Source organism: Cupriavidus sp. 21MJTG02-4, assembly GCF_057798975.1.
The window spans coordinates 57725-81067 of sequence record NZ_JBYOJP010000025.1; the positions used below are offsets into that span (position 1 = coordinate 57725).

A 23343-nucleotide genomic window follows, 5' to 3' on the forward strand; every position below is an offset into this window, starting at 1 on the left:
TCACTCGAAAGCAACGCTATGTGCCATTCCTCACGAACCATCCGCATTGCCATCGCCGCTGCGTCGCTTATGAGCTGCGTCGTCCTCGCACCGACAGCACACGCCGCTCAGCTGTCGACTGACGGCTGGCAGGCGTTACAGCCCGCACGAGCCAGCAAGGCTGCCATCGAGACTACGTTGCTGGCCGCCAATCACCCCTCGCTCGCGGCGTCGGGTCAAGTCAATGTGCAGGCAGCCGCTAACCCCGGCCCAACGGTCGCGCTTGCAGCCGCCCCAGCCGGCGCGCCGGTCGTTGGAGATGTCTTCCGTCTCGTGAAAGGCGAGCCGCTGCAACAGCAGCTTCAGAAGTGGGCCGCCCGCGCTGGTTGGACGGTGGCCTGGAATGTCCCCGATGGCTGGATCGTGCCGGGCGACAAGGACTATGGCAGCGACTTTGAGGGCGCGGTCCAGCGCGTGGTGGAGGAGCTCGCCAGCAATGGCGCCGACGTGGTCGGCGACAGCTGGCGCGGCAACCGCACAGTGATCATCAGCCAGAACGGAATGGTGCAATGAATATGCAAAGCCAACGCTTTACCGCCGCCGCCGTGGCGGCAGCCACCTTGCTGTCGGGTTGCGGCGTGATGCAGACCCTGGAAGTGCAGAGCGCCATCTCGGCCGACGCGCAGGCACGCTACGCCGATGCGCCGCGCAGCCGCCCCGTGTTCCGAGTTCATGAGGGCGCGTGGTTGCTCGGCGAGAAGATCCGTGCCAGCAAGCCTCAGCCCGACATTTACGGCAAGCATGTGGTGTTCAAGGGCACCATTGGCTCGTTGAATGAGGCCGCCAACTGGATCGCGCAGAGCGTAGGCGTGCGCGCGACCGTGGAGCCATCGACCGTCGGGTCGATGGCTGGCGGGTCAGTACCCGGCGCGGCATCCGCGCTGGCGGCGGGTTCTGCCCGGCCGGGCGGACCGATCCCGACTGGCGGCATGCAGCGCGTGGACCTGGCCGCCCCGTTGGCCGGGGCACCCGTGCCTGGCGTGGGCGCCGGTGCCGCGGCGGCATTGCCTCTGACTCTCCGCTACGAAGGCAACTTCAAGGGCTTTCTAGATGCGGTCGAGGCGCATTTTGGTGTCTGGTCACGCTACAACGACGGCACGGTGACGTTCTTTAAGACGGAAACCCGGACGTTCATGTTGCCGAGTCTTGCCGATTCGTCGTCCATGAACGGATCGATCACCACGGCGGACAGCGGCTCCGGCATGGCGGGCGGCGCAGGGGCAACGGGCGGCAACGGCGGTGCTGGTGGCAGTGCCGGCCGGACCGGTCAGACGATGAACATGTTCATCGAGATGAAGCCTTGGGAAACCCTCCGGGCCACCGCGAAAGCCGTTGCAGGCGCGAGCGCTGAAGTCGTCGTCGACAAGAATCTCGGCACGCTGACGGTCACGGGCGACCCCGTGCAGTGCGATCGCATCGAACAGTTCGTGAAGAGCTTGGCAGCCATGTATGGCAAGCAGGTTGCCATCGACGTTCAGGTCTACGAAGTCCGCGTCACGCGCGAGGACAACTATGGGCTGAACCTCTCGCTCGCCTACCAGAGCTCCAGCGGCCAGCCTGGCGTCTCGTTCAGTTCGGCCAGCACGCCGGCGGTCTCGGGCAGTGCTTCGCCTGCGACGCTGGGCGCAACGATCATGAGTGGCCCGTTTGCCGGCAGCAAGGCCGTGGTTCAGGCGCTTTCGACGCTGGGCAACGTATCCCAAGTGGTGTCGCGATCGGGCGTGACGCAGAACGGCAAGGTGCTGGCGCTGCAGACCGCGACGCTGCAGGACTACGTCGCCCAGGCGCAGACAACGCTGGCCGCGAACGTGGGGTCGACCAGTTCGATCCAGACCGGCACGGTCACCTACGGCTTTACCAGCAACTTCCTGCCGAAGGTGGTCGACGGTCGGATTCTGATGAACTTCGACATGACGCTGTCGGACCTCCTCCCGCTGCAGCCGTTCAAGTCCGGCGGCGAGGCGAATCAGAGCACGGTGCAGCTTCGCACGATGCCCACCAATCGGTTCACCCAGTCGATCACGCTGAAGCCCGGCGAATCGCTGGTCCTCACGGGCCTGCGTAATCAGAAGGCGACGACAACCAACAATGGGATCGGCGAGCCGTGGATGGCCGCGCTCGGCGGTGGTGTTGGCGCCACCAGGGGCGATACGGTCATCGCCATCATGATCTCGGCCCGCTTGCTGTAACACAGAGACAATCCCATGCAGAATCGCGCATTCATTCATCGTTGGGCGCCGGTGACGCTGGCCGCCGCCGCCATCGTGTGCCAGGCAGCAGCCTTTCCGGCTAACGCGGCGTCGGCCATGTCCAATCCGGCCGCCGCCGCGATCGCGGCGGCTGGAGCCGGTCCGGTGACAGCACAACCGGCTTCCATTGCAGCGGCACAGCCGCCCGCTACATCCGGGGCGACCAATCTGCCTTCGGCCACCAGTGGCGGATCTGCCGGCGATGCGGCTCAGGCACCGCGCCACACCGATGCGCCGGAGTTAGCAGCGCTGCAGGCTCAGATCGCCTTGTGGAAGGCCCGAGCGGAGATCGCCAAGTACAAGGCGGAGGTCAAGCGCGCCGAGGACTCCCTGACTGCGACGGCTGCAGGCGGCGCGCCGTCTCCGGGCGTCGGCGCCATCTCGCTGGCCGCGCCGATGCCGGTGGGCAGCGCCACTGGCGACCGTGCGAAGGGCTTCTCATCGGAAGCGCTGCGTGTCGTGTCGCTGCGCGCGTTTGATGGGAATTTCAACGCGATTGTCGATGTCAACGGGCGCATGGTACCCGTCCAGCCGGGTGATGCGCTGGAAGGTGGCTGGAAGGTCGTGGCCATTGACGAAGGCGGCGTGAAACTCGCCAATGGCAAGCGCGTGCGCACGCTGAGGCCGTAAGCCATGGCCGAAGTCCTGTCATTTCCGGGGCTGAAGGGCGGCTTTGCTGTCGGGCTGTCCTGGCAGCATGAGGAAACCCAGCCGAGCCAGAGTGCCTTGCGCGTGCGAGCGCTGGACCTTGGCCGCAATGGTCGTTGGTGCGTCGTGCACGAAAGCACGGAGGGCGCCGTTCAGACCGGATTCTGCGAGGCTATCGCGGGCACCAAACCGGCTCGCCTGAAGCCGCTGGCTGCGATTGTCGCGGGTCAGCATCGCCAGCCCTGGATGGGGCTGTTCCACCTCCGGGGCAATGTCTACTGGTATGTCGCGGTGCGACAGGGGCACGCAGTCATCGCCGGCGGCGATCGGGTCGGCACGCTGGAAGAGATCAATCCGATCCGCGAACGGCATCGCGCCCTTGGCGAGTGGACCGAAATCGAAGGCACCTTGCGCGACCTCGCCACGATGGCGCGTGCCTCGAAGGGCGTTTCCGTCATGCGTGACGCGCTAACTGGTCGCTGGAAGTCGCAAGCCTACACGATGGCTGCAGTGTCGGGCGTGATGGCTCTAATCGGAGGCGGCTGGTACTGGTACGACCAGCAGCAGGAGGCGGAGCGTGAAGCCCAGCGGATGCAACAGCGTGCCATCGCGGCTGCGCGGCTCGCCAACGAGGCAGCCCGCCAGCAAGCCGCGCCGTGGGTGGAGATTGCGGCGCCCAAGGAAATCATGCTGGCGTGCCGCCGTGCGTGGGATCGGCAGCCCCTTGCACAGGGCGGTTGGACGCTGGCCGGCTGGCGCTGCAAGCCGGCGACGCCGACGGCACTGACGATCGAGACCACGTGGAAGCGAGAAGGCGGCGTGGCGGACACCGCGCCAGGCGTGCTAACCGCAGATGGGAACCTTGCCACCGAGACGGCAAGCGTCCCGGCCGAATTCCTGCCTTCCTCGCGCGAGATCAGCTCTTCGGCCGAAGCGCAGCGTGCGATGTGGACCTATGCCCAAAGGAATGGCGTGAGTTTGCAGTTGACGATGCCGCCCGCGTTGCTGCCAACGGACGAAAAGACACCTGTCGACCCGTGGTTGGCGATGACGGCTGATATCGGCTTCGGCGCGCCGCCGTGGCTGGGAGCGGGCGAGGGAATTGAGGCCGTGGCAGGTGTCCGGCTGACCGAGATCAGCTATGAGGCCGCCAACCAGACCTGGAAAGGGACCGCGAAGCTCTACGCGACGCGGAACGGCAGCTCGCTACGGAGTGAAAGATGATGGGAACGATCACGCGACTCTGGCGAGGCCAGGGCAAGGCGTCGCGACGCGTCGGCAGTGGTGCGGCAAGGGTAGAGCCATCCGTCAAGGCGGATGTTCTGGTGTTGTCGCCGCCTCCGGAGGTTCTTGAACCCCACCTCATCTACCCGCGAAACGTCGCCGCGCCCTTTGATCGCGTTGCCTTGAACCTCAACTACCTGACGGCCGAGCAGGCTGGCGCCCTTCGTCAGCGTGCGGCGGATAGCGGACTCTACGTCGAGGACGTTGCAAGGGAGTTCGGCCTGTCCGAGGAGAACGTGCAACAGGTCCTGGCGGTGCATGGCTGCGAGATTTACGTGGACGCCCGGCATTTCGGCACGCCGCGGCTCCTGACGTGGGAATCCAAGTTGCGACGCGGCGGCGTTGCCCCGCAGATCCGAAAGGTCTCGGCGCAGGAACTCGCCGAGCTTCGGCAGCAACGCGGCTCGGGGCAACTGCTGGATACCGACCTGCAGACCTTGACGCTCGCGCGCCGATTGATCGCCGATTGCGCGGCCATGATCGCATCGGATATTCACATCCTGGTGCGCGATGACCATACCGAGATTCAGGTACGGATCAAGGGCGATTTGCGAACGGTGTCGGCGCTGTCGATGCGACGCGAGGAGGGCGAGCGCCTGATCCGCGCAATCTACACGGGCCTGGCGACGGTAAAGGCAGCGACATACAACCCGCTCGATGTTCAGGATGCACAGATTGCCGGAGACGCGCTGCCCGGAACAGGGCTGTCGAGCGTGCGGATCATCCGCGGGCCGGCATATCCCGTTGAAGCCGGCGGCGGCTTTCTGGTCGCTCGACTGCAGTACCGCGAGCATCACGAGGGGACACTGAAGGCGGACGCGGTCGATGCGGCAAAGAGACTGGATCTGCGGACTCCCAAGGCGCCGGGCGGTGACTTCAAGCTCGGGCAGATGGGATACACGCCGCTTCAGGTCGAACTGATTTCCCAACTGCTGCGCCGGCCGATGGGGGTAATTGTGGTGACGGGGCCAACCGGGAGCGGCAAGACCACGACGCTGTTCGAATGCACGCGGCACCAGGCGCGGCTCTTTCCGGAAAAGCGGCTCATCACCATCGAGAATCCGACCGAGTACCCGATGGACTGGGCTGTCCAACTCACGACGGAAAGTGAGCGGTTCCCCGAAATGCTGCGCATGACGCTGCGGATGGATCCGGACGCGGTGTTGCTTGGCGAAATCCGCGGTGTCGAGGAGGCCATCGCAACGTTGCAGGCTGCGGCCACTGGCCACCTTGTGCTGACGACCCTGCACGTGACCGATCCGTTTGAAACGTTCTCGCGGCTGATGATGCTGGACCACGTTCGACTCGCCATGGAGGTGATCGCGAACCACAACCAGATCATCGGGCTGATCGCCCAGCGCATCGTGCCGCTGCTTTGTCCGGAGTGCTCGGTGCCGCTTGAGCATGCCTCACAGGCACTTCCGGACTACATGCTGAGAGCACTGCAGTCCTGGGGCGACTTGTCGGAAGTCCGGGTGCGTGGCGCGGGTTGCTCCCATTGCCACGGCGAAGCGATTGTCGGCCAGCAGGCGGTCGCCGAGGTGGTCGTTGCTAGCGAAGCGCTGATGCAGGACTGCATCAAGGACGGCGTATTGGTTGCGCGGCGCGAGCATAGGAAGCGTGAGGGGTCTGACAAGCCCATGATTGCCCATGCGATGGATCTTGTGCTGGCCGGACGTCTAAGTCCGATCGACGCCGAGCGAAATGTTGATGCCATTCCCATGTGGGAGGAACAATGAGCGAGATGGCTTGGGCAATGCGCCGACGCCTGTACCAACAGGCTTCGAGCCAATTGGAGAACGGGCTGACCCTGGCGCAGGTTATCGACGACTTCCGCGAGCGGCAAGCCCGACGGGGCCGCAAACGCGCGGCCGAGGCGGCGAACGAGGTCGGACGTCAGGTACGGGATGGCAAGACCCTGATGGCGGCAATGGGGCCGGGCCTCAGCGATCTCGAGCGCAGCGCCCTCGATGCCGGCGAGAAGGCCGGTCAATTGCCGGACGCCATGCGCCTCGTACTGGAAGTGCGGGATCTGACCGCCCGCCTGCGCCAGAAGCTCCAGGCCAGCTTCTTTGCGCCGGCGGTGTATCTGGTGACCCTGTACGCGGTGCTGCTGCTCATCGGTGGCTACATCGTTCCTCAGTTTCTGGGCGTTCTGCCGATCGACCGTTGGACGGATTGGGCCTACGCCATGTACTTGTCGGGAGAACTGGCCGTGGGCTGGCCAGCGCCGTTGCTGTTCGGGACGCTTGCCGGGTACGCAATCTGGAGCTGGTGGGCGCTTGCCAGGTGGACCGGTCCAGGCCGGCGCTACTGCGACAAGCACATTTTCCCGTTCACGGTGTACCGCGAAATCACCGGCTTCACCTGGTTGCTGTCGTTCGTTGCCCTGTTGCGCGCCGGAGTGCCAGATATCGCTGCGCTGGAGAGCCAGATTGCGACAGCGTCGCCGTGGCTTGCATCGCGCTTGCGGCCGATTCGGCTGGGTCTTGCTGACGGGCTGGATCTGGCAGAGGCCATGCGGCAAGCCGGAAACGCGTTCCCCTCCCTGGATCTGATTGACGAGATCGGCGCCTATGCCGGCTTCGATGACTTCACGGAAAAAATCACTGTCGCCGTTCGACAGCACGCGGAGGTCATTGAGCGGCAACTGCTTGCGAAAGGGATGGTGATGTCCGCCATCTTTACTGGCTTCATGTTCCTCGCTTTTATTGTGCTCCAGCTCGGAGCCAACTCTCTCTCATCGATTCTCACGTCATCGATGGGGCAGCTCTAACGTCGACGTGCTCAAACCTGATAGGAGTGTCAAATGGATGGAATTCTTGGGCGCGTCGTCGCTACTGTGTTGGGCTTGCTTGCACTGGTTGGGATCGCGTACGCCAGCTATAACGGCTTCCAGAATCACAAAGCCAGCGTGGTTGCAACGAACATCACGCAGATCATCACGAACGCACGGGGCGGGTTCTCCCAGGGCAATAACGGTTACACCAACTTCACGACCGCGAATGTGCCAGCCCTGATTACTGGCGGGATGTTCCCGACGGACATGGTGCGCGGCACGGCGCTGGTTGACACGTGGGGTAACACCGTCACACTCGCGTCGGCCAACAACGGCTCGCAAGGCGTCATCACGTTCGGTGGTGGCAACGCGCAGACTGCAAAGCAATGCGTCAGTGCCGCGTTGAGCCTGAAGGACTATGTCACGTTGGTGGTCGGTACGACGACTTTTACGCAGACCACGCTGCCCGATCAGGCAACCGCTGGTGCTGCCTGCAGCGCGACCGCCACATTTACGCTCACCTTCCAGTGAGAATCCGGCCGGGCACAACGGCCTAAGGGGACAAGCATGGGATACCTAGTGTTACCGATCGCAGCGGTGCTTTTTTGCGCGGGAATCATGGCGCAGGGTTGGCAGCTTGCGCAGGCTATGCCCGGAGCGGGGTTGCCGGGCCGCATGGATTCCGTGGCTACGGTGACGGCCCAGCAGGCGCAGGCGTACGGCGCAGCGTGCGTGACCACCGCCGGCGCCACGCCGGGGCTTGTCGGTGCCAGTGTAGTGCCCGTGCTGCCATCGGGTATGACCGTGCCAGCCGGAGCAGGATGCATGGCTGTAGCCAAACCTGGAGGTGGACGGGATGTGTACGGATACGTGCCCGTGTCCTCCGGTGCCAGCGCGGCGCTGCTTGGCAGCACAGGCGGAAGTCTCGGCTGGTTCCGTGTCCGCAGCCAGGGCACGGCCGTCAATATCTCGACGGGCACCGCGTATAGCGTGCCCGCGAGCATTCCAGTCGGCGCGCTGGTCCATTGGATCCAGTTGAATACCTGAGTAACGCATGGAATCGATCGTTGGATATCTCATCGCGCTGATGCTCTCGATGCTAAGCCTTGCAGGCTTCGCGACGTGGGCAAAGGCCGGGGTGACGAATGTGCAGACCGCGGCCGCTGCCAGCCAGATGCTGGTGTTTGACAAGGCTGCATTGCAGTTCGTGCAGGACCAGGCCGCCACTCTCGTGATCCAGGCGACAGCTACCGTGCCCGTCTCAGTCACACCAGCGGTGCTTGTGAATGGCGGCTATCTGCCGGCGGGCTTTTCGGCCACCAATGTCTTCGGGCAAAGCTGGCTACTACAGGTGCTGCAGCCGACGCCCAACAATCTTCAGGCGCTTGTTACCTCGCAGGGCGGCCGCGCCATTACCGACACTCGTCAGCTCGTGCAGATCGCCGCTCAAGCTGGCGCGCAGGGCGGCTTTGTGCCATACGCCGGCCAGAACGGTGATCCAACGATGGTGCCGACCAACGCGTACGGCGCATATGGTGCGTGGCAGGTACCGCTTGCCAACTTTACGAATCCCGGTAGTGGCCGGCTTGCATCGTTGCTCGCCTTCACCGGCGCGCAGGCCAACAACGGTTACCTGTATCGGGTGCAGGTTCCTGGCCACCCGGAGCTGAACAAGATGCAAACCTCCATAGACATGGGAGGCAACGATCTCAACAGCGCTGGGCGGGTGACGGCAAACACTGCGTTGACAAGCGGCGGCGACACCTACCTGACCAGCACGGGCACACCGAACACGGCTTGCGGGGTGGATACGTCCGTCCGTAGAAGTTCGACTGGGACTGGGCTTGTGATCTGCTCCGCCGGTATTTGGCAGCCCGTTGGGACTGCCGTCGCGAATGTGTCAGATGGCATGTGGTGTGAAAACAATGGTCAGTTCGCAACAAGCGGGAACAACGTTGGCTACGTCTGCAAAGGAAATCGCTATGTGTCTCTGAGCAACGCACTCGGCAACATCGTCATAACGCGAAAGATCGACAACGTGACCGATGGCATGGCTTTCGTGAAGGACAACTGTCCCGGCGGCGCGCCATGGGCCATTTACACCCCCAAGCAGCAGATGGTGAACGTGACTGGAAGCGTCATGCCGCCGATTGAGGGCACCTACTTTGCAATGAATGACGGTGGATGGCAGTGGGGTGCCCAGGCTAGTGCGATATCCCCATCTGCTTGGTATAGCGGTAATGACATCGGTGCGATCGGGGGACAACTTGTCGGGACGGTCACCACCGGCTGTTCATACTAAATTAAGAACAAGGAAAAGTGATGAAGGATGTTCTCAGGGTGCTTGTCGCGGTAATTCTTGTTGCGAGCGCAACATGGAATAGTACGGCAAATGCGGAGCTAATAACTCTTCCTGCGCCGGCTATGACCGTTGCCGACTGTTGGCCCGGTACTCATTGGGACCGGCGTCCGGGGACTGGTATTGCGTACTGTGCGATTAACTCCCCGCCGCCCCCTCCGCCGCCACCGCCGCCACCGCCGCCACCGCCGCCGACCTGCCCTGATCCTGCTGCAACAACGTCATTTCTTGCGCTCGCGTTGAATCGGGACGCGAGCGACAATCTGTTTTGGGACTCCTATCTCTACTGGTACGGGTCTACACGTTTTCATGGCGCTGACCTACCCGACGTAGATCCGAACTGGCTGATCGATAAGATCATCTCGAATCAGGGATTCATTCGTGGGGCGACGTATGTGAATATCGACAACGTCTACTTCCGGGTTGCCTTGTGCCAGTAGTCATATCGTAAAAAAAATGCCCGCGGTTGCGGGCATTTCTCCATGCAGTTCCTGGCCGGCTCAAAAGGCGTTGAAGCTCCACGACTTCGTGATAGGCACACCGTTTCGCGCCCCGGCAAAGGTGGCCGTGTAATTCCCTGCGGACAGTGGCTGGGTCGGCAACATAAATACAACGCCTGCAAACAAGTTTGCATCGGCAACGGCGCTTGCGGTTGAACCCGACTTAGCTGCCGCAGGAACCAATACACGCACGGGCACGGACGCGCCATTAGGGCCTGTCAGCGTAAAGCTGGTGACCGTCAAAACGTCCGACGCCGCGGGCGCAGGCACTCGGAACATGATCGGTGTGCCCGCCGTAGAAAGATCCGACGCAGGGTTGGGGGATTCGGCCGCTGGCGTGAAAGAGCCGAGGACGGAGTCGTTGTCCAGCGGGTAATACGCGAAAGCACCGGCCGGCAGCTGCTGGCCGCCATACTGCGGCAAGCCATATCCGCCGCCATTGGCGCCGGTCGACACTGAGAAATTGATAACGCAAATATTGTCGTGAAATGCGATGCCGGTCGCTTCTTGGTTACTGGTTACGCCCTGCAAGTGATAGACACTATGAAGGAAGCCAGCAACGCATTCCGCGCCATCAACGTATCCGGCCTTGCCCAGCACTTGCCCGATCCATTGGTTCTTGCTACCGCCAGCGGCGACAACCTGATCATACGGTGTCGCGCCAGTGAAGCTCGGCAGCCCTGGCGTCTCAGTATGACTAATGGTGCTATTCGCTTTCGAGTAGATAAGATGGTTTTCGGCGGCAGCATCGAGGAGTGGATCCTGCTTGAGCTGACCGACACCCATCTTCTGACGAAGCGTGTTCAGTGCGTTAAAGGCGCTCAGGCGGCTGTCCGCATATGTTGGCGCCGGGACACTCGTCGCCGGAACAACGGAAGTTGGTGCTTGAGGGGCCGGTTGGCTGGTATTGCTATTTCCGGTGGAAGGCGGGTTGGAGCTACCGCTGTCGCCACCGCCACCGCAAGCGGCGAGGGAGAGGGCGGCTGCCGTTGCAAAAACGCTGAGAAGAGTCGTACTGTTTTTCATCTTGTTTTCCTTTTTGCTGGAATCTTGTGGATCGCCTCTCGAACCACTTGATTCCAGCTTACCGAAGCCAGCGCGAAGTCAAGTCGCGCTAGCAGCCCGACGAAAACGCAGCCGAGGATCGGCTGCATGGCTTCCTAGTCGGCAGATCGGAGGCGAATTTTAGCCCCCATTGCGAGGGGTAGGGCCGGCCGTTGCGGAGTCCTCGCCTCGTTGTCTCAACTATCGTATAGGTACGATCCGCAATGGTTGCAGAGGTGCTGGTCTCGATTCGACAGCAATCCGGCGTTGCGCCAGAGACGGATGCTGCTCGAATTGCAATGGGCGCAAGCCATTCCGCGCTTGGTCCGGCAGTGGGGGTACTGGGCCAAATATTCCTTAAGTGTTACCCGCTTTCGGCGGGAAACAAAGAGAAGTAGGAGAGGCGTTGCCACGGTCAGTACATACGCCAGCGCTCCCCAGAGTACTGCGCTCCTGCCGCGCCGGTGGGCAAGATACGCAGTGACGGCCATGCAAAGCGCCTGGAATGGTAGGAGTCCGATATGCATGCGACAGGGTCCTGACGACGGCGCGATTACTCGCGTCGCCTCCGTTGGGAATAGTTCTGTGACCGACTTGGCTGCCTACTGCGTGTCTCCGCTGCGCCGACGACGCCGCCAGGGTGCCGCGCTAAGCGTGCCGGAGCACACCGGGCAGGCGTAGGACCGGCTGAGCTCAATCCGCGCACCGCTGTTCGCGATCAGGTAGTCGGTGCCGCAGGACCTGCACGCGGCGAGTGAGACTTCCGATTCCTCAGCCATCGTGCGTGCAAGATAGCTGGCGCGATCGGCAGTAAGCCGTAGGTCCGAGGCGAACGCCTGCGCCGTAACGTTATAGGCGGCGATCAAAGCCTCGGGCACTTTTGAGTCTTGGCTGATGCAGATTCGGTATAGCCAGAGAAAGACTGTGGACTGCACGCGCGCATTCGAGGATTCGAAATGCCAAGCGACGGAGCTGGGCATTTGGCCGCAAGGAGACGATTCACCGTGGTACTCGAGGTAGACCTTTCTGGCTTTCGCGGAGTTGATGGAAAGTAGCGATGCAACGCTTGAGGCCCGGCATCCCATGGCGGTGAGCATCATGCTATAGACATCGGTTTGCAAGCGTTCGAGGCGAAGATGTGTCCACCCTTGCTTGCCTTCCGGCTTCTCGACACGGAGTTGGGAGAATCGCATGAAGTAGTGACCCAACAGATCGTACGACACGCGGTCGGCCGAATGTTCAATGAAGAAGACCGGGTCCGAGATGCGCCATCGGAAAAGGGGGAACTGTATTCGGTTCACTGCGAGGTCGAGCTGATGCTGCGGCAATCCACGTAGGTAGTGAGCAAGCTCCAAGCTGATGCCGAGCAGAGGCGCGGCGAGAATGCTGGCATGCAGCAGTTCAACCATGAGCCACACGTAGGCACGGTTGTTGTGATAGAGAAGGATCTTGTCCACACTGTCGAGGACAGGCATTTGCATTTGCACCTTGTCTACCGCCAAGGTTGTCGTGCGTCCGGCGACCAGCGCCTTCCAGTCCTCCGCCGATGTAATCGATGGGACCACGGTCATAAATGGCGTGCCCATCAGCTTGCGAAAGCCAGCCTCGTTCTTGCGCAGCGCAGCGATCTCTTCCTTTCGGATGCCAAACGTCTGAGCAAGCGTGGCGTGCCGGATCAAAGCCTCCTCCATATAATCGGTGAGGTGATAGTTGGTTGAGCGAACGCGTTCGGCTGACAGTTTCGACAGTCCAAGCTTGTCGAAATCGCCGCGCAAGATATCAAGCTTCATTACAGTTTCCTCGTGCAGTATTTATTTTTTTTAAATGTTTGAGTTTAGAAATCCTCACTTGGCAGGTGGGGTTACTTTGTATGGTTGAGTGCCGCGACCAACTCCCCGTGATAGCGAGAGACGACGGCCGCCATCGTTTCAAGTAGAGGGCGGAACCGGGCGGAATCTTGGTTCATTAAGACTCGCAGTTGAGTCTGAGAAAATTTCGTTGCCATGACTTCGAAGTGTTCCTGGAGGTCGGCCAGCAGCGCGCGAGTATCCGCGTCGTTAGACTCTGCCGCACTGGCGGTCTCCAGCCGGTGCAAAGTGTCTTGGAGTTCCTGCTTAGCGGCGGCCAGCCGCTGATTGACGGCTTCGATGGCCGCTTCAACGGAGATGTAACCTTCAGGTGGCACTTCGCGGACGACTTCTTTCGTTTCGATCCGAGACTTGGCATTGACGGCTTGATCAAGGAGGCGGTCGCGCTCGTGAGTCAAATCGTCAATAGCGATCTGAAGCTTGCTCACAGCATTGTTACTTCTGGCGAGGTCGACTTGCGCGTCCGAAAGCGCCGCGCGATGTGTGTCACGTTCAGTGGAAGCCTGGTGGGCTTGCGCACGGAGGTGCTTGATCTCGAACTCCATGTCCCGTTGGTGGGTGACCGCGTGGGCGAGCTCTTCCCTCACGCCTTCGAGTTTTGCCGACGCTTCCAATAATTGTTCGTCGGACTGGCGGGTCTTGAGCATCAGCTTGCGGACGTCGTCACGGGTCAGTTCATTGTTCTTCTCCTTTGCCTCCATGATTACCAGTAGGTCATCGTCTGACACCTTTTCACGGACCAGCATGGCCAATTCTCCAAAGGTGAAGAGGTTGACCGCCCTGTTGTTATCCAGGAAGCGTCTGTACGTCTGCATGTGAACGTACATGGACGACCTTCCCAGGCTCAGGACTTGCTTGCAGTAATCCAACAGGAGGGCGGCTGCATGCCTGCGGGCGAGTCGCCGGTTATCCGAAGAGGCCTCGAAATTGCTGAGCATTGTCGAGTGGATCTGAGCAAGTCTTGCTCCGACAGCAAGCTGTTCCGTCTGAATGCGCTCTTGGCTCAGCAAGATTTCTCGGCTGGCTTGGACAATGCGTCCAACCTCGGCGGAGTCGAAGCGGTCGGTGAGGACTGCGCGCGCGAGCTGCACAAGCTGAGCCCCCTTGTCCTCAAGTGGGTCGTCCGAGAGGATGGATGGAAGGTTGTTAGATTGATCCATAGATTTTTCTTTTTCGTGGTCTTGTCGCCGGCGAAGCCGGTTGTTCCAACCGTACATGCACCGTCAGCTTGTCAAGGGCGCGACGGGCGGGCCGAAGGGCGAGTCGGAACCCGGTGCGTTCCCACTTGGGCAGGGAACATGTCGAGCTTATGCGCGTCTTTCCGGGGCAATGGTCTGGAAAGACGACGAATGGGGCATAGCTTTCGCCGCTCGTGCTCGGACTATCGGCAAAATTCGGAAGGGGTGTAGGTGTTTACCCCTATAGTGGGGGGGTGTCGGGGAGCGGCTGTTTGGCAGTTTACGTATTCACAATTAAGCAAAGCGGGGGCCGAATACTGCTAGCTTTCCGGAACTTCTGATTACCCCCGGACTCGCTGCCAATCGGTGGCGCACAGATTGCGCAGTAGGCCCAGCGCCCACGTCTGAGCGTCAGTTTTTGTGCTCAGTCCAACAGGTTGGACTGACTTTCCCGGAAAGACGCATAGTTTTGGTGAGCTTTCCGGGGATTCGATGGGCCAAAGATGGATTACCGTTCTATGAACACACGCGTCCCAGGCGCATCGACATGACAGGGCAAAGCGCCACGCTTGCTTCGTCCCATGACTTCCCTTCAGTTTGCGAATCCCTGAGCAGCGTCCTTGCCCGATGCCGTGTGCATTCGGCAAGCGCGTTGCCGCTTCAAGGATTCCTTGCTCTTCTGAGCATCGAATAATCGCCCGACATTTCTGTCGGGAAATCCTAGTTTCAGTTTTCAAGAGAGAAAACCATGGAATCCTTGTCCAATCTGCTGCGCTCGCCTATCCGCCTGTTCTTTTCGCTGATGGCGATCTATGTGGCAACACAATCAGCGGTTTGCGCGTTGTTTCTCGCAATCGTCGGGGTATCTTGGGTCTATCACAATGTCTTCGGTCGCTCGCACATCGTGCCGACGCCCCGAGACGTTACGATGCCCAAGCCGCAAGCTGCACCTGTTGACCAGAGCGATTCGCAAGCGCCTCAAGCTCGTGCGTATGCGAAGTCCCCTGTCGTCGTTCCGTTGAAGCGCCAGGAAGCTGCTTGTCGCAGCGCCTGACCTGATCCGCCCTCGTTCTAGAGGGCGGCTCTATCCACCTGTCGTGGGAACCTTGTTCCCACCGGCAGGTGGGCAATAGGGTTCCCATTCGGAGAACCCTATGGAAATGAAACCCGCCGCCTGGCAACTCGATTTCTTCGGGGACGCGGCACCTGTCAAAATCATCCCGCCAAAGCGCGACCCGTTGCCCGATCCAATTCACTGGAGCGACGGCGTACGTGAACAAATGGTTGACGCGCTGATCAGCCTCGCCTGCGATAGCCGTCGCGGCGACAATCTTCCCGAGTCCCTGGCCGATTGCGCCGATATGCTCCGTGCTCGCATGGAAGGAAGGGCCGTCGAGAAGGAAGACTATGACATGACGCTGGGCTGGATCTTTGGCTATTGGGACGGGGCGTTGCCCTATGCCTATGTCTGCGCCGTAACCGGCGTGAGTCCCGAGGTCCTGCAAGACATCATTCTCAACAACTCCCGTCTCAGGCGCGACCTGGCCGAAGTCCGCGGGATGCGTTGCGGGTCTCTGCTCTAGGAGTTGTCATGGCATTTCTTCAGAGACTGCTTGGCGCACTCCAGGATGCTCTCCAGCCGAGCACAGTCACACAAGAGCCCGTCCATTCGCCAATCGTTGGCACGGGGTCGAGCAACGAAGCCCACATCGAGATCAGCGGCGTCCCGAATCTCTTTCGCGACGAAGGCGGGCGCATCGTTCACTTCGTGGCAGCCTTCGAGCCCCGACCGACAGCGACCCGCTTTGGTCAGAAGCTCTTGCCAGACCCGGTCCCGTACTGGTGCATGGCTGGAGAATATCCGGGTGCAAAATTGGCTGATGTCATCGCTGGAGCGATTCGCGCAAATGCGACCCCGGCAGCGAGCATTGCGGCGACTAGCAACAACGGCGCAAGCATCCTATCGCGTAAGCCCTCCAGTGATGTCCTAGATGCCGTACCTGCGACGGTCAGCGCTCCCGCGCGCCGCGCGTCGAGCGGATCTGCGCATCGCGGCAAAATCACGTTCTGGGGCGAAGCCGAGTTCCCTGATCGCAAGCGCATCGGCCGGACCTACCAATCGTTTGCCCTGAAGCTAGAGACAGCGACAGGCTCCGAGACGCTGCAGGGCGAGGGCCTCAAAGACGCTATCTCCGAATCCGGGTGCCAACTTGGCGACTGGGTGGAAGTGCGGCGGCTGGAAAAGGTTAAGGTCCAGGCGTTCCACCAGAGGTCTGGAAAGCCAAAGCTGGACGATAACGGTCAACCCGTCCTGTGGGATAAGTGGCTGTGGTCGATCACGCGTTCACATTAATTTGAAAGGAAATCTCCATATGGCATCAGTCAACAAAGTCATCCTCGTCGGCAACCTGGGCGCGGACCCTGAAGTCCGCTACATGCCGAGTGGTGATGCTGTCGCCAACCTTCGCCTTGCTACCGCCGATCGCTACAAGGACAAGCAATCCGGCGAGATGAAGGAAGCCACCGAATGGCACCGTATCTCGATGTTCGGAAAGCTTGCCGAGATCGCGGGCCAGTACCTGAAGAAGGGGTCCTCGGTGTATATCGAGGGCAGGATTCGTACTCGAAAATGGCAGGACCAGTCCGGCCAGGACAAGTACAGCACCGAGATTGTTGCCGACCAGATGCAGATGCTGGGCGGTCGACAGGGCGGCGCAAATGATGGCGATGGCTACGGCCAGCAACCTTCCCGCCAGCAGCAGGCCCAGCAAGGTGGCCAACAGGGGCGGGGTACGTCGGCGCGTCAGCAATCGGCGCCGTCGAATGGCTTTGAGGACATGGATGATGACATCCCGTTCTAGCCAAGGTAGGTCGCTAACCTGATCCGCAATTCGCTGATCATCTCAGGCATCCTCCCATTTCCCCCCGTTGCAATTTCCTAGTTGCCGTCGGCTTTCGCCGGCGGCACTAGGCAACCATCTCCTTCCGCCCGATTCCGGGCAGTTCCCCCAACGTTCTCGCGATTGTTGAAAAGACCCCCTGGCTCGGCCGGGGTGTCCTTTGAGCAAGCGTTTCCCCGCCTGTCTCAGGCATCGACCAACCATCATTCCGAACAGGAGTGCAAATGAACTTGAACTGGAGTCCGGCCCAGTGGTTGTCCGTACTGCTCAAGTACGGCATCCCTGAGTCGTCCCTATCCGGGCGCCCCTCGGCGTGCCCGGTTTGTGGTGGCAAGGATCGCTTCACTTATGACAACAAACGTGGCCGCGGTGACTGGGTCTGCCGGCATTGCAACGACGGCAGTCCGATGGCCGGCGATGGGCTCCAGCTCATCTGCCGGTTCACAGGCTTGTCGTTTGCTGCGTTGGCTAGCGAGATCGAGGGTGGCAAGCCGGTGTGCCTGGCGCCCCGGGCCTTGCGCCTTGCCCAGCCAAAGCCCGCAATGTCGGACGAGGCCAAGGCAAAGCGCATCGAGCGGGTCTGGTCCCGTGCCTCGGCGCTGGCGCCGGGCGACGCTGCCATGCGATATCTCGCCGCTCGAGTACCAGGGCTAGTTGCCCCGCGTCCTACCGCGTTGCGGCTTGCCGCGATGGACTATCGCCATGAGGGTGTCGTCTACGGACGCTACCCGACGATCGTCGCGCAGTTCACGCTACCAGACGGTCGGATGGCGACGGTGCACAGGACCGCACTGGATCCGGCCAAGCCGGCGAAGGCTTTGATTGTGACGGCTGACGGAGAAGTTCTGCCGGCCAAGCGCAATGATGTGACGGCGCATCCGCTGGCTGGCGGCGCAGTGCGGCTCATGCCTCCGCGCGATGGCGTACTGGGTGTGGCCGAAGGGCTGGAAAATGCCTACGCCGCCTACATGCTCTTTGGCGTGCCGACGTGGCCCTGCCTCAACCGGGTGCTGCTCAGCCGCTTTGTGGTGCCCGAAGGATTGGGCATCCACACGTTGCATATCTTCGCCGACTTCGATGAGGTTGATCCGAAGACGGGCAAATCGCCCGGAATGGCGGATGCGCTGGCCCTGGCCAAGCGGGTTCGCGGTGAAGGTCTTACCGTTCACGTACACCGACCCATGGTGCGTAGCACGGATTTTTGTGACCAATGGCTGACCGCCAGCCGGTTGCAGGACATTGCCGGCAAGCAGGCTGTCTGCGCGTAGCCGGTCGTTGCAAGCGCCGCACTTCGGGGCGGCATCCTCTTCTCTATCTGCCCTGCGGGTTCTGCCCGCACGGGAGAACCCTTTCGGCAGCTCACTTCTTGGAGCTTTCCATGTCGTTCAAAGGGTTCAACGTGATCGTCGGTCGTCTGCAAATCCGCGCCATGCGTCAAGTGCCATCGGGGACAGTCCCGGCGCGCCAGTCCGAAGCCGACACTTACCATGTCTACCGTCGCAATGACGACGGATCCTCACAGCTTCAGCATACCGAAGCCGACTTCGATTCTGCCTTTACGTACTGCGCAGGCCGGCAACGGCCGACGCGCCACTAGGCGACCATCCATGAACAAAAAAGCCCGGCAATTCGCCGGGCTTTTTTGCTTTCTGCGGCTCACTTCGTGCGAACCGCCCACCACAGTCGAAGGGCGCATTCCCACAGCGCGAAGCCGATGCCGAACGTCAACAGAAACTTGAAAAAGCGGATGATTTCATATTCGACCGACATGGTGGTTTGCCTTTGTTGTTCGTTGGTATGGATTCTACTTTAGCGGCTATCTCGCAAAGTCAAGTCGGGTCCAGATGGGCTCAGTACCGCGCCATTGCGTCGTTAAGGGCGGCGAGATCAATGCCCGCCAAGAGGTCTGGGGTGCCAGGATCGGTAGCCTCCTGCACGTTTGTAATCACGTTGGGAGGGGAAGGCGGAGTCGTTACCGGACCCCGCGCCTGCGCCTGGGGCTGTGCAGGGTCCTGTGCCGGCATGGCTGGCTCAGGCAAAACCTGCTCGTAAAGTGGTCGGTGCGGGGCGACCTGAGGCGCAGGTTCAGGACTGGTTTGCACTGGCGTGCCCGCCATCGGGGGCCAAAGGAGATTAGAACCACCTGGACTCCCCGACTGGAGGCCGCGCAAAGCCAGCATTCGCAACATGAAGGATCGCTCACGTGCACCCGAGAAGTGCCGCAAATAGGCAAGCAACTCGGGCTCGGACAGCGTCACGGTTATCTGCAACTTGTCCATGGTGTTGTCTTATGCGGTGCGGGTTGCTTGCCTTGCGGCGCCGATCGTATAGAAGCCGCGCACGTTTGCAAAGCAGGGCACATCGATCATGTGGATGACGTTCTGGGGGAAGGCCGCGCGAATGGCCGGTGCATACAGTTGCGCGCCACCGCCCGTCAGAATGATCGACCTAAGGTCATCGGGGCGGCCAACCCGTGTCTGGATTTCCTTGACCGATTGCTGGGTGATCGCCATCGCTTCCTTCAGGTACGGACCCACATCGAGATCTTTCCCGAAGTACACGAGGGGCTTGGACTCGCGGATGGCCTTGTCGATCCGCTCGATACCTTCGATCGGCTGGACTTGATCGGCGGTGATCAGGCTCGCTACCTGTTGGTACACATGTGCCGCACCGCCAAGAACGCCGCCGCTGCGGGTGTCGTCGACGGTGTACCCGTGAGCGACAACCCAGTCGGTGGTGAAGTAGCCGATGTCGATCACGAGGTACGCATTCTCCGGGTCGTACTTCTTGCCGCTCTGCTGAATGTAGCTGATGAGGGTCCCGAGCGGTTGGGGCAGCGGCAGTACGCTGCCAATGTGAATTTCCCCCCAACCGAAGTTGTGGCTGCCGGAAAAGCGGTCCTTCAGATGCTCGGCGTACTTCTGCGTGTTGTGGACCGGTAAGCCGAGAACCAGCCGATCCACCTCACGCGCACCTGCGTAATGCAGGGCGCCGCCGAGCAGCGCCGCATAGTTTGGCGTTGCCGCAAAGTCCTCCGACAACGCCCGCCCTGTGTGCACATGGGCGCCGCTGATCGAAACGTCCGGGCCGACCTCATAACGTGCGCCGTCCACTTCGACGGTAACAACATTGCGGGACTTGAACAGGCCGCCACCAAAATTGTTCAGGGCGGTGTTCGCCGCCAGCGGGGCCAGCGACGGAAACATGTTCATAGTGATGTCGGAACCAAGAGCCCAGGCGGACTTGGTGTTGCCGTAGCCGACGTCGATGGCGATGGTCGAGTGTTTGATATGTTCAATGTGTTGTTTCATGGCTTCCTCTCAGATAGTTTGGGCTTCTCGGTTCGTGAGCCAGGGGCGGAATTGGAAGGCCCAAGTCGGTCGAAGTGCCACTTGATGCCTTCATGTGGCACTTTGAAGGCCGCTTCATCTTGGTTCACGTGGCACGATGTGGCACTTGGTGGGACGTGGGCCTTCGATGTGCCACCAAGGCCTACTTGGTGGCACATCGTCATGACCCACTTTACCGTTGGAAATGCGATGTCAAGGGATCGAAAGCTCGGGAATATGAGATACGTTTCGAGGCAAGCCGGGGTTGCACGTCGACGCGTGGCTCGCTATCCTTGACACACTTCTCGCGTCCCCGACGCATCGACCTCGCCGCCAGTTTGGCGGCCATCCCAAGCACTGACACTGCCCAAAATGGGTCGTCAGTCGCGTCTATGTACGAGCCGGATATTGATCCGGTTTTTTTTCAATTAAATCAAGTGGACAGTGTCGGATAGTGAGGACACCGGACACCGCGATACCAAGCCGATTTGCGGTCTGTTTGTGAAAGTGGACCGTAGTGTGGACGATTCCGTAGCCGGACACCGGACAGTGTTCGAAGAGTCGCCAAACGAATGAGATACGTCCCTACAGCCTGAGGCTGGGCACGGATCACGAAGCCCGACACACCGCGGCGGAGATGATCTGGCTTCGGGGCGGGGAGCTGGTTGCGAGCCACGACTGTGGCTGACGCAGGCTTCTGAGAGCATGACGATCCGGGGGGCGCTACCGGTACCAGAACGGCGCATCAGGAATCACCCACCACGGCGGAGGCCGCGAACGCAAGGACGACAATCCTGGCGAGCGAGGGCCGGCATCGAAACGATGCACCGGGTGGATGGCCGCGCAGCGGCACACGAGGCAAAGGCCTGTGTGTTCGCGTAGCGGACAGTCACGACGCATTGCTTCCATGCTCAGGGCTGATCGGTTGGCATCGCTAAAGGACAGGAAGAAGTGGACTCCGGCATGGTGGCCGGTTAGCTGGATGTGGTAGTCCGGCGCGCCACGTGGTTAGTGTCGTTCGGGGCGGCAGTAACACCTGGCTTGGAAGCTCGCCCGTTGGGCGGGGCGGAAGCGTTCGCCTTGGCGAATTTGGCCGCCGATTGGAAGTAACGACGATGAGCAAGGGCATCAATCTCCGCGCGGTACTGGCCGCGTACAACCTCCCCGAAAACTTCAAGGCGGCTTTTGCAGTGTTGGCGTTAGAGCACCTGCACTTGCCGCAAAGCGGAACGCGTGTCAGTGGCCGGTCGCTGTCCCAGCTAACGCAGCGGCAACGGGCACAGGCGCTACTGAAAATGTTCGTGGATCTGCGCAAGGGTGGCTTCGCGCTGACGACGCCGTACAACCTCAGGCAAAAGCATGTCCAGTGGCTGGTGCAATCCTGGGTGGAGGGACAGAAGCTGGATGTTGGGTCGGTGGAACTGCGACTGACGCACTTGCGCGCGCTCGCCGCGTGGATGGGCAAGACAGCCATGATCGGGAAAATCGAGGACTACGTTGAGCGTCCGGCTGACTACAAGCGAAGCTACATCGCGCGAAAGGATCGATCCTGGGAAGGCAACGGGATCGATGCGCTGGCGAAGATCGAGGAGATTGCCGGGACGGACCGTCATGTCGCGATGCAATTGAAGTTGGAAGCTGGATTCGGCCTGAGGGCGAAGGAGAGCTGGTGTTTGCGACCGGTCCATGACGTGTTGCCGTCCGGACATTTGCACACGGTCGATGGAACGAAAGGTGGTCGGCCAAGGAAGGTCCCGATCGAGTTCATCTGGCAATACGACCTGTTAATCGAGGTTGCCGAATTGGCGGGACAGACGAACCCAACTCATGACACGCTGATTCCGCGGCACTACACCCTGAACCAATGGCGGCGGCATTTCTACGCTGTTCTGGAAAAACACGGTGTCACCAAGGACGGGTGTGGCGTGACAGCGCATGGCCTGCGGCATCAGTACTTTCACCAAATGTACGAGCGGATGGCTGGGCAGGCTGCGGCCATCAAGGGCGGCGGGAGGGTGATTGACCGCGAACGGCACGAGGAAGCGATGCGCAAGATTGTCGCGGCGGCTGGGCACAGCAGGCAGACGAAGGCAAACGCATATCTGTCGACCTACTCGGTTCAGGCTGCAGAGTCCCGCCCGGCGGTCACGCCGGAGATGGCTGCTCAGGCGGTGAGAGACGCCGACGGCGTGAAAGCCAAGGCGGCTATCGCGCTTGGAATCACGCGGCAAGCACTGTACCGAATTTTGGCAAAGCTTCAGACCACCCAAACGGGAGTAATCAATGAAGGACATTAAGCAGCACGAAGATCGCGTGTACGGAACGGACGAGGTGTGCGGCATTCTGGCGAGTGGCATTGGTCCGGACGAGTTGGAGAGCTGGCCCCTGGTGAGCCTGCCTGAGTATGTCATTGCTGTTGCGCGTGCGAGCGCTGCCGACCCGGGGCAGGCCGAGCTGGGCGAATTGGAAGAAGTGCAAAGGGCCCGACGAGGGTTGCGGACCGAGTGGGGAATTCTTGTGGTCGACTTGCGGCGAAGGGAGACAGATGGACACGTGCTGAGCGTTGAGGCGTTTCTGGCGGCAGATCCCTATCTAGAAGTACCGGATTTGCGACGGAAGGGAGGCGAGGCTGCGGGGGACTACCTCAGCGACCTGATGAACTGCGCCATCCAATTGGGGCCTGGAGGGGAGTTGGTGGAGGAATTGTCCGGGATGGGACTGGAGTGGGAAGACAACTGCCAGACCGGGCAAGTCTTCTTCTTTATCGGTTTTAGCGAACCAGGGCAGGAGCTGGATTTTGCTGAACTTGGCGTGTCGCTGGCATCCTGGCTCGGGGAGTCTGACTTCGACCAGATTGTGAATGATGTTGGAACGCCGGCAGCGTTACGGACAGAGACTGAAAGGAGCCTGCTTGCGATGACAAGGGATCGAGTGTCGCCGTGTTTTGCTGTGAACAGCGAGCATGGCGGCAGCCGTTTCGCGGCTCCGTGCATATTTCGGACCGGCATTGAAGGTGGCCGGTCGCCGGACTTCCGCGCGTTCAACCGGTTGAATGCGCCAGCACAGAGGCAAGCGCAGGAAAGGGTGCAATGCCCGGCTGCACGTTACATTGGCATTGCTGGACTGGATGTCACCACGTATCAATAGGGTGGTCGAAGCTGGACGG

At 61.0% G+C, this 23343-nt stretch carries 21 protein-coding genes; 17 read left to right on the forward strand and 4 right to left on the reverse strand.

Going from position 1 to position 23343, the window contains the following annotated elements; genetic code table 11:
• Positions 1–18 precede the first annotated feature (18 nt).
• The 9 genes from AC3FKH_RS31755 (at position 19) to pilV (ending at position 9301) form a co-directional block, all read left to right on the forward strand.
• Positions 19–552 (forward strand): toxin co-regulated pilus biosynthesis Q family protein, encoded by a 534-nt coding sequence (locus AC3FKH_RS31755; protein ID WP_488677797.1) that lies wholly within the window; start codon positions 19–21, stop codon positions 550–552.
• Positions 549–2228, forward strand: coding sequence for a type II secretion system protein GspD (locus tag AC3FKH_RS31760; protein WP_488677798.1), 1680 nt, complete (start codon positions 549–551; stop codon positions 2226–2228). Before AC3FKH_RS31755 ends, AC3FKH_RS31760 begins: the two co-directional genes overlap by 4 nt.
• Before the next feature lie 15 nt (positions 2229–2243).
• A complete protein-coding gene (gene pilP / locus AC3FKH_RS31765; RefSeq protein ID WP_488677799.1) occupies positions 2244–2918 on the forward strand; it encodes a type IV pilus biogenesis protein PilP in 675 nt (224 codons plus the stop codon).
• 3 nt (positions 2919–2921) lie between these two features.
• Positions 2922–4160, forward strand: a complete 1239-nt coding sequence (pilO2, locus tag AC3FKH_RS31770) for a type 4b pilus protein PilO2 (protein ID WP_488677800.1) — start codon at positions 2922–2924, stop codon at positions 4158–4160.
• A complete protein-coding gene (locus AC3FKH_RS31775; RefSeq protein WP_488677801.1) occupies positions 4157–5959 on the forward strand; it encodes a GspE/PulE family protein in 1803 nt (600 codons plus the stop codon). Before pilO2 ends, AC3FKH_RS31775 begins: the two co-directional genes overlap by 4 nt.
• Entirely contained in the window at positions 5956–6996 is a 1041-nt protein-coding gene (locus AC3FKH_RS31780) for a type II secretion system F family protein (RefSeq protein ID WP_488677802.1), read from the forward strand. The genes AC3FKH_RS31775 and AC3FKH_RS31780 overlap by 4 nt, the downstream gene beginning before the upstream one ends.
• 33 nt (positions 6997–7029) lie before the next feature.
• Entirely contained in the window at positions 7030–7530 is a 501-nt protein-coding gene (locus AC3FKH_RS31785; RefSeq protein ID WP_224081680.1) for a prepilin type IV pili, read from the forward strand.
• 144 nt (positions 7531–7674) lie between these two features.
• Positions 7675–8046: a hypothetical protein gene (locus AC3FKH_RS31790; RefSeq protein ID WP_488677803.1), complete on the forward strand. Its 372-nt coding sequence runs from the start codon at positions 7675–7677 to the stop codon at positions 8044–8046.
• A 7-nt stretch (positions 8047–8053) separates the two neighbouring features.
• Positions 8054–9301, forward strand: a complete 1248-nt coding sequence (pilV, locus tag AC3FKH_RS31795) for a shufflon system plasmid conjugative transfer pilus tip adhesin PilV (RefSeq protein ID WP_488677805.1) — start codon at positions 8054–8056, stop codon at positions 9299–9301.
• Between the two features lie 557 nt (positions 9302–9858).
• Here pilV and AC3FKH_RS31800 read toward each other — a convergent pair.
• The 3 genes from AC3FKH_RS31800 to AC3FKH_RS31810 all read right to left on the reverse strand — a co-directional run bounded on the left by AC3FKH_RS31800 (position 9859) and on the right by AC3FKH_RS31810 (position 13930).
• A complete protein-coding gene (locus tag AC3FKH_RS31800) occupies positions 9859–10884 on the reverse strand; it encodes a CAP domain-containing protein (protein WP_488677806.1) in 1026 nt (341 codons plus the stop codon).
• 620 nt (positions 10885–11504) lie between these two features.
• Positions 11505–12692 (reverse strand): FlhC family transcriptional regulator, encoded by a 1188-nt coding sequence (locus AC3FKH_RS31805; RefSeq protein ID WP_488677807.1) that lies wholly within the window; start codon positions 12690–12692, stop codon positions 11505–11507.
• A 71-nt stretch (positions 12693–12763) separates the two neighbouring features.
• Entirely contained in the window at positions 12764–13930 is a 1167-nt protein-coding gene (locus tag AC3FKH_RS31810) for a hypothetical protein (RefSeq protein WP_488677808.1), read from the reverse strand.
• Positions 13931–14696: 766 nt separating this feature from the next.
• On the opposite strand from AC3FKH_RS31810, the gene AC3FKH_RS31815 reads away from it, so the two are divergent.
• The 6 genes from AC3FKH_RS31815 to AC3FKH_RS31840 all read left to right on the forward strand — a co-directional run bounded on the left by AC3FKH_RS31815 (position 14697) and on the right by AC3FKH_RS31840 (position 18445).
• Positions 14697–15002, forward strand: coding sequence for a hypothetical protein (locus tag AC3FKH_RS31815; RefSeq protein WP_488677809.1), 306 nt, complete (start codon positions 14697–14699; stop codon positions 15000–15002).
• A 100-nt stretch (positions 15003–15102) separates the two neighbouring features.
• Positions 15103–15531 (forward strand): hypothetical protein, encoded by a 429-nt coding sequence (locus tag AC3FKH_RS31820; RefSeq protein ID WP_488677810.1) that lies wholly within the window; start codon positions 15103–15105, stop codon positions 15529–15531.
• An 8-nt stretch (positions 15532–15539) separates the two neighbouring features.
• Complete coding sequence (locus AC3FKH_RS31825) at positions 15540–16301, forward strand: hypothetical protein (RefSeq protein ID WP_488677811.1); 762 nt, start codon at positions 15540–15542, stop codon at positions 16299–16301.
• Between the two features lie 19 nt (positions 16302–16320).
• Positions 16321–16809 (forward strand): single-stranded DNA-binding protein, encoded by a 489-nt coding sequence (locus AC3FKH_RS31830; RefSeq protein ID WP_488677812.1) that lies wholly within the window; start codon positions 16321–16323, stop codon positions 16807–16809.
• Between the two features lie 263 nt (positions 16810–17072).
• Positions 17073–18116 (forward strand): primase-helicase zinc-binding domain-containing protein, encoded by a 1044-nt coding sequence (locus AC3FKH_RS31835; protein WP_488677813.1) that lies wholly within the window; start codon positions 17073–17075, stop codon positions 18114–18116.
• A 110-nt stretch (positions 18117–18226) separates the two neighbouring features.
• Positions 18227–18445, forward strand: coding sequence for a hypothetical protein (locus AC3FKH_RS31840; RefSeq protein WP_483714568.1), 219 nt, complete (start codon positions 18227–18229; stop codon positions 18443–18445).
• A 691-nt stretch (positions 18446–19136) separates the two neighbouring features.
• On the opposite strand, the gene AC3FKH_RS31845 is transcribed toward AC3FKH_RS31840, so the two are convergent.
• Complete coding sequence (locus AC3FKH_RS31845) at positions 19137–20159, reverse strand: PRTRC system protein D (protein WP_488677816.1); 1023 nt, start codon at positions 20157–20159, stop codon at positions 19137–19139.
• 1133 nt (positions 20160–21292) lie between these two features.
• On the opposite strand from AC3FKH_RS31845, the gene AC3FKH_RS31850 reads away from it, so the two are divergent.
• Positions 21293–22474 carry an integrase domain-containing protein gene (locus AC3FKH_RS31850; RefSeq protein ID WP_488677818.1) on the forward strand — a complete coding sequence of 394 codons (1182 nt, stop codon included), beginning with the start codon at positions 21293–21295 and terminating at the stop codon, positions 22472–22474.
• Positions 22461–23324 carry a hypothetical protein gene (locus AC3FKH_RS31855; RefSeq protein WP_488677820.1) on the forward strand — a complete coding sequence of 288 codons (864 nt, stop codon included), beginning with the start codon at positions 22461–22463 and terminating at the stop codon, positions 23322–23324. Before AC3FKH_RS31850 ends, AC3FKH_RS31855 begins: the two co-directional genes overlap by 14 nt.
• The last annotated feature ends 19 nt before the right edge of the window (positions 23325–23343 follow it).